The following is a 498-nucleotide window of genomic DNA, read 5'->3' as shown; positions in this document are numbered from 1 at the left end:
AAACTTGACATCGTTTATGTACCAACAGGTGTAGGTACACCAGATATCTGGGGTGGTGACCGTACCGAGCTGAAAGAGCGTTATGCAAACTCAATGTTAGCGATTAATGCTTCTACTGGTAAATTAGTGTGGAACTTCCAGACAACCCATCACGATTTATGGGATATGGACGTACCATCTCAACCATCTTTAGCTGATATCAAAAACAAAGCTGGCCAAACTGTTCCTGCAATCTATGTATTGACGAAAACAGGTAATGCCTTTGTGCTTGATCGCCGTAATGGTCAACCGATTGTCCCTGTAACTGAGAAACCAGTTCCACAAACAGTTAAACGTGGACCACAAACTAAAGGTGAGTTCTATTCAAAAACTCAGCCATTCTCTGACTTGAACTTGGCGCCACAAGATAAATTGACTGATAAAGACATGTGGGGTGCCACTATGCTTGATCAGCTCATGTGTCGTGTATCTTTCAAACGTCTAAATTACGATGGTATT

Annotated in this window: 1 pseudogene; it reads left to right on the top strand. The window is 42.0% G+C overall.

The features are described from left to right. Positions 1–498 (top strand): annotated as a pseudogene (locus GBI66_RS19160) (PQQ-binding-like beta-propeller repeat protein); the annotation flags it as partial.

Source organism: Acinetobacter sp. TUM15071 (assembly GCF_008980925.1).
Classification (GTDB): Bacteria; Pseudomonadota; Gammaproteobacteria; order Pseudomonadales; family Moraxellaceae; genus Acinetobacter; species Acinetobacter dispersus.
This window is presented reverse-complemented; position numbering and strand designations above follow the sequence as displayed.